11 protein-coding genes and 2 pseudogenes are annotated in these 10,509 nt (G+C 66.6%); 4 read left to right on the plus strand and 9 right to left on the minus strand.

Annotated features, from left to right (window positions below):
• The 7 genes and pseudogenes from AC2VOP_RS04035 to AC2VOP_RS04065 all read right to left on the minus strand — a co-directional run.
• Positions 1-437, minus strand: a pseudogene (locus AC2VOP_RS04035) (CPBP family intramembrane glutamate endopeptidase); the annotation flags it as partial.
• A 68-nt stretch (positions 438-505) separates the two neighbouring features.
• Positions 506-910 carry an MmpS family transport accessory protein gene (locus AC2VOP_RS04040; RefSeq protein ID WP_486959777.1) on the minus strand — a complete coding sequence of 135 codons (405 nt, stop codon included), beginning with the start codon at positions 908-910 and terminating at the stop codon, positions 506-508.
• A 57-nt stretch (positions 911-967) separates the two neighbouring features.
• Positions 968-2,200, minus strand: coding sequence for an NAD(P)/FAD-dependent oxidoreductase (locus AC2VOP_RS04045; RefSeq protein WP_486959778.1), 1,233 nt, complete (start codon positions 2,198-2,200; stop codon positions 968-970).
• A 112-nt stretch (positions 2,201-2,312) separates the two neighbouring features.
• A complete protein-coding gene (locus tag AC2VOP_RS04050; protein ID WP_486959779.1) occupies positions 2,313-2,948 on the minus strand; it encodes an endonuclease in 636 nt (211 codons plus the stop codon).
• A gap of 131 nt (positions 2,949-3,079) precedes the next feature.
• Positions 3,080-4,321: an alpha-hydroxy acid oxidase gene (locus tag AC2VOP_RS04055; protein WP_486959780.1), complete on the minus strand. Its 1,242-nt coding sequence runs from the start codon at positions 4,319-4,321 to the stop codon at positions 3,080-3,082.
• A gap of 20 nt (positions 4,322-4,341) precedes the next feature.
• Entirely contained in the window at positions 4,342-4,830 is a 489-nt protein-coding gene (locus AC2VOP_RS04060) for a nucleoside deaminase (protein ID WP_486959781.1), read from the minus strand.
• A gap of 116 nt (positions 4,831-4,946) precedes the next feature.
• Complete coding sequence (locus tag AC2VOP_RS04065; protein ID WP_486959782.1) at positions 4,947-5,183, minus strand: (2Fe-2S)-binding protein; 237 nt, start codon at positions 5,181-5,183, stop codon at positions 4,947-4,949.
• A gap of 209 nt (positions 5,184-5,392) precedes the next feature.
• Here AC2VOP_RS04065 and bfr point away from each other — a divergent pair, with 209 nt between their 5' ends.
• Positions 5,393-5,872, plus strand: a complete 480-nt coding sequence (bfr, locus tag AC2VOP_RS04070; protein ID WP_486959783.1) for a bacterioferritin — start codon at positions 5,393-5,395, stop codon at positions 5,870-5,872.
• 28 nt (positions 5,873-5,900) lie between these two features.
• Here the strand turns inward: bfr and AC2VOP_RS04075 are convergent.
• Together AC2VOP_RS04075 and AC2VOP_RS04080 are read right to left on the minus strand one after the other, a co-directional pair.
• A pseudogene (locus AC2VOP_RS04075) lies at positions 5,901-6,378 on the minus strand (SRPBCC family protein); the annotation flags it as partial.
• A 61-nt stretch (positions 6,379-6,439) separates the two neighbouring features.
• Complete coding sequence (locus AC2VOP_RS04080) at positions 6,440-7,420, minus strand: esterase family protein (protein WP_486959784.1); 981 nt, start codon at positions 7,418-7,420, stop codon at positions 6,440-6,442.
• A gap of 341 nt (positions 7,421-7,761) precedes the next feature.
• Here AC2VOP_RS04080 and AC2VOP_RS04085 point away from each other — a divergent pair, with 341 nt between their 5' ends.
• The 3 genes from AC2VOP_RS04085 to AC2VOP_RS04095 all read left to right on the plus strand — a co-directional run.
• Entirely contained in the window at positions 7,762-8,889 is a 1,128-nt protein-coding gene (locus AC2VOP_RS04085; protein ID WP_486959785.1) for a DUF7159 family protein, read from the plus strand.
• 152 nt (positions 8,890-9,041) lie between these two features.
• On the plus strand, positions 9,042-9,524 hold the full coding sequence (locus AC2VOP_RS04090; RefSeq protein WP_486959786.1) for a hypothetical protein: 483 nt from the start codon (positions 9,042-9,044) through the stop codon (positions 9,522-9,524).
• Between the two features lie 35 nt (positions 9,525-9,559).
• Positions 9,560-10,509: prenyltransferase (locus tag AC2VOP_RS04095; protein WP_486959787.1), on the plus strand; the 950-nt coding region annotated here is incomplete at its 3' end.

Genomic DNA, 10,509 nt, shown 5'->3' on the forward strand with positions numbered 1-10,509 from the left:
CGGAACGCCAACTCCTCGGGGATGACGGTTTGCAGCGGGATGATGATCATCGAGGCGACAAGCGCGCCGGAGACCGTCGCGTAGTGGTTGTTCATGAACATCGGACGAGTCCAGGGCAGCAGCGTGCCGACGGCGATGACCGACACCACCGCCAGCACCGCGGCCAGCGCGTAGCCCGCGCCGGACTTCCAGTGCCTGCGGCCCAAACCGAGTTCGTCCCAGCCCAGACCATTGCACCGGACCAGGATCACCAGGCCAGCCGCGGCGGCCGGGACCGTGGCGACACCCGCCCAGGGCGTGGTGAAGTGCGCGACCAGGTTGGTCAGCGCCAGCACCACGACGACGACGGCGACGTCGACGTAGGTACGGAAATGGTGCAGCGCCGACAGTTGAGGTACCAACGACACCAGGGGACACACCGGGTGCTGTCCATCCATCGCGCAGCCGGGTGTCTTCGTCCGTCCGTCGTCGGTGCAGCGGAGCAACCCGCTGCTGGCCATGGGTGTCAGTGGTGCTCGCAGAGAACTCGCGCCGGGTCGCCGGCCGCTGTGTTCTGCGCGACCACTTTTCCGCCGATCAGAACCTTGCAGCTGATTGATCCAGGCCCGACGCCCTGTGCGCTCACCAAGTAGACGGAGGCCGGAGTGTTCGCGTCCTGCATCCAGCCGAGGAACTCCGTCGACCACGGTAGCGGCACATCCGCCGCATGCGCCTGACCGTCGTTGGTTTGGTAGGTGACGTACCCGGCGACACCGGAGCCGGTCAGTTCATAGCGGATCGTCGCCCTGGTTTTGTCCGGCGTCGCCCCGGCCGCCGGCACACCAGAGATGGCCGCGGACCCGACCAGGGCTGCGGCCAGCAGCGACCTCGCTGGGACGGACGCCCGGTTGCGTGGCGGTTGACCGGTCATGCCCATCACCTTATTGCACCGGCCCCGGTCTGCATACCCTGCGGGTGCGTCAGGCCGTCAGGCCGTCAGGTCGCCCAGCGGCGCCTGCGGGTCGGCCAGTCGGTCCGGGTCCACCGGCGCCTGCGACCGGATCAGGGCCTTGATATCGTCTAGCCCCTCCCAGATGTTGACGTTCATCCCGGCCAGCACCCGGTTCTCGCGGCCTATCCAGAAGGTGGTGAACTGCCGGCCGTCGACGTCGCCGCGGAACACCACCCGGTCGTAAGTCGGCGCGTGGCCGACGTACTCCATGCCGAGGTCGTACTGGTCAGTGAAAAAGTATGGTAATTCGGCGTATTCGGCGCGTTCACCGAGCATTCCGGCCACCGCCACGGCTGGCTGTTTGAGCGCATTCGCCCAGTGCTCGGTGCGGACCCGGCCGCCCAGCAGCGGATGCTCGGCCGCAGCGATATCGCCCACCGCGTAGATGTCGGGGTCGCTGCTGCGCAGGGTAGGGTCGACCAGCACGCCGCCGTCCCCGAGTGCGAGCCCCGCCTGCTCGGCAAGTTCGACGTTGGGATGGGCGCCGACGGCGACCAGCACCGCGTCCGCGGCGATCTGGGATCCATCGCTTAGCCGCAGCCCGGTGGCGATGCCGTCGGTAGTGGTGATCTCGGTGACGGCCGACGCCAGCCGCAGGTCGACGCCGTGCTCGCGGTGCAGTTTGGCGAAAACCTCGCCGTTCTCTTCGCCCAGCGCGGCTAGGAGCGGCAGTTTGGCTGTCTCGACCACGGTGACGTTGACTCCGCGCTGCCGAGCGCCGGCGGCCACCTCGAGGCCGATCCATCCCGCGCCCACCACCACCAGCGAAGAGCCTTCGGCCAGTGCGGAATCCAACGCCGATGCGTCGCCGATGGTGCGCAGATAGTGCACCCGGTTGGCGTCGGAGCCGGGGATGGCCAGCCGGCGTGACCGGCAACCGGTGGCCAGCAACAGCTTGTCGTAGTGCACGCTGTCTCCGTCAGCCAGGCCGACGGTGTGCCCCGCGGGGTCGAGCGATACCGCACGAGTGCCCAGCCGGAGGTCGACATCGTGTTCGCGGTACCAGTCAGCGGAATGCACGGTGAAGTCGCTGAGTGTCTTTTTACCGGCCAGAAATTCCTTGGACAGCGGCGGACGCTCATAGGGCAGCTGCCGCTCTTCGGCGAGCAACACCGTTGTTCCATCGAAGCCGTTGTCGCACAGCGCTTCTGCTGCCTTGGCACCGGCCAGGCCACCACCGACGATGACGAACGCGGCCGACGTGGACATGACTTCCTCCGTTCTGTGGTGTGGGTACACAAACCGAGGTCACCGGAGCGGAAGCGCAGCGACGCCGATGTCGGTCACCACCCTACCGTGTCGGGTAGCACGGTCGGGGTCGTCAACCGATCACCTGCGCGCGAACGTCCGCGACCAGTGACACCCTCGTCAGCGCCGCGGCCAGCGTTGCGTTCTTACCGGGTGCAAGGGAGCCCAGGTGGCGTGCGTCGGTGGGCAGTCCAAGAACGCGGGCCGCAGCCAGCGTGCGGTCGTCGAAGAAGGGTCGGGCCCAGGTCCAGACGTCTTGCACTTCCCGCAGATAAATATGTGCGCCGGTGTCACCGATACCGGCGAACCCCTTCAGCAGAGCGACGGCGACAGCAACGTCGTGTCGGCTGCGCTCGGCCAGCACACGGAGGTCGCCACGATAGTCGGCGTGCACAGCGTTGGCGATGTCGACCAGCCGGGCCGCCGAGCTTTCGTCGTAGCGGACGTAGTGGGCGCGGTCGAGGGCCTCGATCAGGGTGTGGCTTCCGGCCGCCAGGACGGTGCGTGGGGTGCGCACGCCGATCTCGAACAGTTCACGTGCGGCCCGCGCTGCTACCGCAGCGCTGATCGGTTTGCTGGCGAGCATGCACAGCACCAGTAGCTGAAACAGCGGCATCGGCTTGTCCTGAAGTCTGATGCCGGCCTCTTCCGCATACGTGGTGCCGGCATACTGCAGTAACCGTTGCACCAGTTGTTGCCGACCGGCCATAACACCGGTATACCCGGGCAATCGAGCGAATCGGCAACGTCTTCGGGGCCCGGCAAGGTCGAGCGCGCTAAATCCGTTCGTTACGTCTCGCAGTACCAAAGCGCCCCTGCTCCGCTCGCCACTTGCGCGTTCTAACCATCTGAGCGGGGGACCAACCGGTGCAACTGGGTGACATGCTTTGGCGATAGCTCTTCCAGGCAGGACACGCCGAGCAACCGCATGGTGCGGGTCAGCTGCTCGGACAGGATCTCGATGGCGCGATTGACGCCGGCCTCGCCGCCGGCCATCAGCCCGTACAGATAGGCCCGCCCGATCAGAGTGCAGCGCGCGCCCAAGGCGACGGCGGCCACGATGTCCGCGCCGGACATGATGCCGGTATCCAACAGGATCTCGGTATCTCTGCCCAGCTCACGGGCCACCGCCGGCAGCAGGTGAAACGGCACCGGTGCCCGGTCGAGTTGGCGCCCACCGTGGTTGGACAACACGATGCCGTCGGCGCCGAGATCGACCACGGCACGGGCATCGTCGAGGGTCTGAATGCCCTTGGTGACCAGCTTGGCGGGCCACTGGCCCCGGATCCAGCTCAGATCTTCGAAGGTCAGGCTGGCATCGAACATGGTGTCCATGTACTCGGCGACGGTGCCCGGCAACCGGTCCAGCGACGCGAACGTCAGCGGTTCGGTGGTCAGCAGATTGAACCACCAGCGCGGGTGCGAGAGCGCATCCAGCACGGTCCGCAGTGTCAACGCCGGAGGGATGGCCATCCCGTTGCGGGTGTCGCGCAGCCGTGCTCCGGCGACCGGACAATCAACGGTGGCCAGCAGCGTGTCGAAACCCGCGGTGGCGGCGCGGCGCAGCAGTTCCATCGACCGGTCCCGATCACGCCACATGTACAGCTGGAACCAGTGGCGGCCGTGCGGAGCCGCGTTGCGCACGTCTTCAATCGACGCGGTGCCCAGGGTGGCCAGTGAAAACGGGATTCCGGCCGCCGCCGCGGCGCGCACGCCGGCAATCTCACCCTCGGTCTGCATCAACCGGGTGAAGCCGGTCGGTGCGATCCCGAACGGTACCGAGACGGGGCCGCCGAGGACGTCCCAGCCGGTGCGCACCGTCGTGACGTCGCGCAGGATGCTTGGGTGGAACTCGATGTCGCGGAAGGCTTGCCGGGCGCGTCCGAGCGAGAGCTCTTCCTCGGCGGCTCCGTCGGTGTAGTCGAACGCCGCCTTCGGCGTGCGGCGTTTCGCGATGCGGCGCAGATCGTGGATGGTCAGTGCAGTCTCCAGCCGATGCTTGGTGCGGTCGAGCCGGGGCTTGCGCAAGCGGATCAGCGGTGCGAGGTCGCCGGGTTTGGGAACCCGTCGTTTGGTTGCCATCTATGGCTGGCCCGATAACCTCAAGGTGCACTCGGCTTGTATTTGGCCTCGTACAGCGCTTTCATCTGGCCTTCGAGTGTGGGTGCGGGACCGTCGACCACCGCCTTGGGCACCACCGTGGCGATCGGCAGCGGTGCCACCGGTGTCGCCGGCACATGCCACTCGGCGAGCCACCGGGCAAGCTGTGTTGCCGATGTCGCGTACGCGATGCGCCCCAAGCCGACCCAGCCATGCGCCGCTGCGCACATCGGGCAGTGCTCGCAGGAGGCGTAAACGGTGGCTCGGATCCGGCGCACCGGCGCGACGTTCGTTGCCGCCCACCGAGCGATGGCGAACTCAGGGTGCTGCGTGAGGTCACCGTTGCCGGTTCGGTTGTGATCCTCGTAGAGAATCTTGCCGTCGGCACCGACCAGAAGTGCACCGAACGGCGCGTGCCCGTTGTCGAGCGCGGTGCGCGCCAGTTCGACGCAGCGGCCCAGGTATTCGAGATCGGCGTCGCTCAGTGCCACGGGTGAGCAGTCTACGGCTTCACCTCCGAGTCGGGTGTCGGGCTCGAGCCAGGCCCGTCAGTCCAGTGATGTTGCCCCAGAACGACGATGCGCGGGCCAGCCGGCGCGACCGCTGATCAGCGCGCCGCGGCGGGGATGATTTCCAGCGCCGGGTGTCGCAGCGAGTCGTTGGCAGCACACGTCGGCGTAGTGGCCAGGGTGTCGGCGATGATGCCCCGGACCGTGCGTCGGCACCGGCCGCAGTCACCACCGGCGCCGCACAAAGCGGCGACCTCTCGTGATGTCACCGCGCCGGCCGCGACGGCGTCGGACACCATCTGATTGGTGGCCCCGACACACAGGCACACGTACATCGCGCTACTTCCGAACCGCTTCGAGGCTCATATTAGTGCAGTCTAACCTAAGTTCATGCCCCTGTGCAGGGAGGCACGGTGTCGAATCGGCCACAAATGGATCCGCCTCGTGGGTGCCACGTTGGTGCGCCTGCAATGGCCGCCTGCACTAGATTGGACACGGCGCGATGCGACGGCCTTCACACGGTCTTCACACCTTAGGAGCGATCATGAACGGTGATCCCGATGTTCTTCGTCTGCTCAACGAACAACTGACCAGCGAACTCACCGCAATCAACCAATACTTTCTGCACTGCAAAATGCAAGACAACTGGGGTTTCACCGAGCTCGCTGCACGCACCCGTGCGGAGTCGTTCGAGGAGATGCGACACGCCGAGGCGGTGACGGACCGGATTCTGCTGCTCGACGGCTTGCCGAACTACCAACGTATCGGGTCATTGCGCATCGGCCAGACGCTGCGCGAGCAGTTCGAAAGTGATCTCGGACTCGAACTCGACGTGCTGAACAGACTCAAGCCCGGCATCGTCATGTGCCGGGAAAAACAGGACAGCACCTCGGCCAAGCTGCTGGAAGGCATCGTCTCCGATGAGGAAAATCACGTCGACTATCTGCAAACCCAGCTCGAACTGATGGACAAGCTGGGTGAGGCGCTGTACATGGCGCAGTGCGTGGCCCGCCCGCCGAGCTAACCATGACGTAGCCGAGCGTGCACGCCGGTCAGGCCGCCTCGACCACGTCCTTGATGCGTTCCAGGGTCAGCCGCATGTCGCGGATGTTGCTCCGTTGCCGCAGAAACCCGCCGAACACCCAGTAATACAGGGTGGTCAGGGGAGAGTCGGCCATTCGAAACGACTCGGTGACGTCGGTGCCGTCCGTGCTGGGGGCCAGCCGATAATGCCAGTGGTTCACTGGTCGGTCCCCGACCAGAACCTGGAACCCGAATTCGCGGGCGGGTTCACACTCGGTGACCCGGCACGTGGTCCAGTACACCGGCCCGATCCCGTTGCGGCGAACGTGTCCGCGGAAGCGCGCACCGACCCCGGGGCCGGTGGCGCCGTCGAGCCACTCCGCGTCGAAGGTCTCCGGCGAGAACCGTCCGGTGTTGCGGACATCCGCGATGAGATCCCAGATCTGCTGCGCGGGGGCCGCCATGCGAACCGTCACCGAACCTTGCACGGACCTGATCCGAACACTTCGCCTAAAGACTGCGAAACGCAGCGGGGCATTGGGCCCGACTCACTCGAGCTGGAGCTGCCTCAACCACCGCTGGCGCCCAGGTGGCTCTGCAGGTCAGGCTTCATCGCCTGCAACTGCGCACCCCAGTATTCCCAGCTGTGGGTGCCGTAGTCCGGGAAGTTGAAGACGGCGTTGTGCCCACCGGCGGCGGTGTAGGCTTCCTGGAACTTCTTGTTGGCGCCGATCATGAAGTTGGTCTCCAGGAACGTGGCGGGGATGTTGTTGCCGCCCAACTCGTTCGCGGTGCCGTTGCCGCAGTACACCCAGAGTCGGGTGTCGTTGGCGACCAGCGCGGCGACGTTGACGGTCGGGTCGTTGCGCTGCCAGGCCGGGTCACTGTCGGGACCCCACATGTCTTCCTTCTTGTAACCACCGGCATCACCCATCGCCATGCCGATCCAACCTTGTCCCTGGGAGGGCTGGAGGTAGCCCGACAGCGAGCCGGCGTAGATGAATCGCTCTGGATGGTAGATCGCAAAGTTCATTGCGGAGACCCCGGCCATCGAGATACCGACCGCCGCTGCGCCGGTCGACTTGACGCCCTGGTCTGAGGCCAGGAACTGCGGCAGCTCGCTGGTCATGAACGTCTCCCACTTGTAGGTCGAACACCCGGCCTTGCCGCAGGCCGGCTGGTACCAGTCGGCGTAGAAGCTGGACTGCCCGCCCACCGGCATGGCGACCGACAGTCCGGACTGGTAGTACCACTCGAACGCGGGGGTGTTGATGTCCCAGCCGTTGTAGTCGTCCTGGGCGCGCAGGCCGTCGAGCAGGTAGACGACCGGCGAACCGGAGCCGCCGCTTTGGAACTGGACCTTGATGTCGCGGCCCATCGACGCTGACGGCACCTGCAGGTAGTCGACGGGAAGACCGGGCCGCGAGAACGCACCCGCGGTTGCGTCACTTCCTACTAGACCGATCAATCCCGGCAGTGCTGCGGCCGTTGTCGCGCCGATCAGAATTCGGCGTGCCCAACCACGTATCGTCGTGGTCACGTCTGTCATAGCTGGCCCCTTGTCATATGCCATCCTGCGTGTGCTCTCGGGAAGTCACCGGAACAATTTACCGGAACGTAGCAAATGTGTCGATCATGATGCGAACCGCGTGACAACATTGTGACGGCCCCGGGTGGGGCCGGCAACTCCGCGGCAATCATCCCCCCAGCCACCGATTGCCCTCAAACGTCCGACTCCCAGCGGATAGTGGACACCTCGGCAGGGGGCCAAAGCAGCCAGCGCTGTGCAACCCGCGTAGGCTCCCCGGTAAGCCGACCGGACCACGATGTCGCGGGCTGCTTGCGTTGCCGGCGGAGTCTTGCGGCGCCACAGATCGAGACGATTAAGGTGTGCGATTTTTGGAGACGCTACTGGGTCTGTCGATAAGCCCGGCCACCATCGGGTGGGTCCTGGTCGATGGGCCGGGCGCCGGCACGACGCTGGCCCATGCGGAATTGGCCGTTGATCGGCGCCACGGTGGGGTCGGTACCGTCGATACCTCACAACAGGCGACCTCGGTTGTGCAGCGCGTGCAGGCGATGCTGGAAGCGCAGGACCGACGGTTGGGTGGCATCGGCGTGACCTGGAGCGGCGATGCGGCCGCGGAGGCCGCGCTGCTGCTGGAGTCCCTGGCCTGTGCCGGGTTCGACAACGTCGTACCGGTTCGGCTGGACCGGGCCGCCGAAGCGATGGCCAAGGGGATCGGTGGGTCAGGGCAGACGGCGGTCTGTGTGATCGAACCGGGCTCGGCCACGATGGTGATGACGCATGACGCCGGTGCTGACGGCCCAGCGGTCATCCAGCGGACTGTTGATGGCGAAGATAACATAGTCGACTGGCTCACAACACTTTTCGCTCGGGGCAATTGGCACCCGGACATGCTGGTGATCACCGGGCCGGACGAGTACAGGGATGAGCTCGCGGTGCGGTTGGAAACGGAGCTGACGATACCGGTGTTCGTTCAAGCCGCAGCGCAACTGGCACTGGCCCGCGGCGCCGCACAAGCCGGGCCGGGTATGGGAATCACCGACACGGCGGACATGAGCGACAGCGGCCGGCGACGGTCGCAGGCACTGCCCTACGCTGGGGCGCTGGCGATGTTGGCCGTCGCAGTTCCCACTTTCGTGGTTTCGCTGTCGATCGTGCTAAGTCTGCAGCTGGCTCCCGCACATGACCGGCGGTCGGCCGAACAGATGGTTCAGGCGCCTCGGCTGGCTCACGCGGCTCAGGTGGCGGTGCCGTCCGTCGCCGCACCGATGGCGCCCGTCGCCGCGCCACCCCCGGCCGAGGAATCGGCACCGTCGACCGATGCGGTGCCGGAAGGGGCCACGGCGTCCCCGCCGGTGTGGGAGGGCCCGTCAGTCGACGACGAGGTGGCAGCACCGGCACCGCCGGCGGCCGCGGCACCGCAACCGGACCACCCCCGCTCCCTGTTGAGCCGGGCGCTCAACCGCCTTCGCGGCCTGCGCGGTCACTGATTGCCACTGAACGGGCGCTCGCTGTGGCTCTGTCGGATACCCGCAATCCGCCGATTTGCGATGACGCATCCCTCCAACCCGCTAGGCTGCAGCGCAGGGCTGGTCTAAGCATTTTCAGTACCGGCCAGGTGCACTGGATGCGAGGACGGAGAATGATTCGTGAACTAGCCGTCGCGACCCTCGCCGCGGGTGCCGCCATGGCCGCGGTGCCGGCCGCTGGCGCCGACCCGAAGTCCTACCCCGGCGACGTGCCGGGCATGGTTGAGGACGCCACGCAGGGTTATGCCTGCGACAACTGGGAGCGCTTCACCTTCGGGCACGGCCCCAATGGTCAGGCGTTGACATGCCATTTCATTCCCAACCAGTACCCGGACCCGCTACGGGGGACGCCGACCTCCGGCGGATACTGGATGATTTCGTACCCGCTGTACGGCGTCCAGGAGATCGGCTCGCCGTGTCCGGGTCCGCAGTCGGCGGCACAGACTCCCGACGGGCTGCCGCTGCTGTGTGTGGGAGCCCAGGGCTGGCAGCCAGGGATATTCATCGGCGGCAGCGGTTCCTACATGCCTCCCGGGATCGTTCCGTATCCCTTAGAAGAGCCCCCGCAGCCCAGTTTCGGCATATTCCGGGGCTGAATCAGCTCGCTATCCGCAGGCCGCAGGTTTTCACCATGACGGAAGCTGAATCCACGCCACAATCCCGGTTGCGCTCCTGGGCTCATTCGTGGGTTTACGCCCTGCGCACCACCAACCCGCCGCCCGGTGACGCACCGGTCGACCCGGTCACCCGCTGGATCGTCGTCAGCCGGGCTGCCGTGCTGCCGATGACCGTGTTCGCCGGCCTGGTGGCAGCTCTGCTGGCCGTCGGGCGGCCGGGCCTGGACTGGCGCTGGCTTGCGCTCGCCCTGATTGGGATCATCGCCGCGCATATCGCCAACAACCTGATGAACGACCTGTACGACACCCAGGCCGGCAGCGATACCGCCAGCTACCCGCGGGCCCTCTACGCCCCCCATCCGGTGCTGTCCGGGCTGGTCAGCCGTCGCACCCTGGGGTTGGCGATCCTCGCGGTGAACCTCGTCGACCTGGCGATCCTGATCGTTTTGACCTGGGCGCGCGGCTGGTCGGTAGTTGCTTTCGCTCTCGGCGGTTTCGTGCTCAGCGTGGCCTATACGGCGCCGCCGCTGCGGCTGAAGAAGCGCGGCCTCGGCGAACTCGACGTCCTGGTCGTCTGGGGTCCGCTGATGGTGTGCGGAACCTACTACTCGGCGGTCGGGGCAATCGGCTGGCCGGTGGTGCTGGCGTCGCTGCCGTACGGGCTGTTGTGCACCACCGTGCTGATGGGCAAGCACGTCGACAAGATTCCCTACGACGCGCCGCTCGGCATCCGGACGCTGCCGGTGCTGCTCGGCGACGTCCGGGCCCGCGCCGTGACACTGGCCATGATGGTCGGCTTCTATCTACTGGTCGTCGTTGCGGTGCTGGCGGCGGCGATGCCCTGGCCGGCGCTGCTGGTCGCTGCCGCGCTGCCGCGGCTGGTGAAGATCTGGCCGTACTTCCGCCGTCCGCCACCCGACCAGCCGCCGCCCGACTACCCGGTGTGGCCGCTGTGGTATGCCGC

The organism is Mycobacterium sp. TH-M106 (assembly GCF_057473765.1).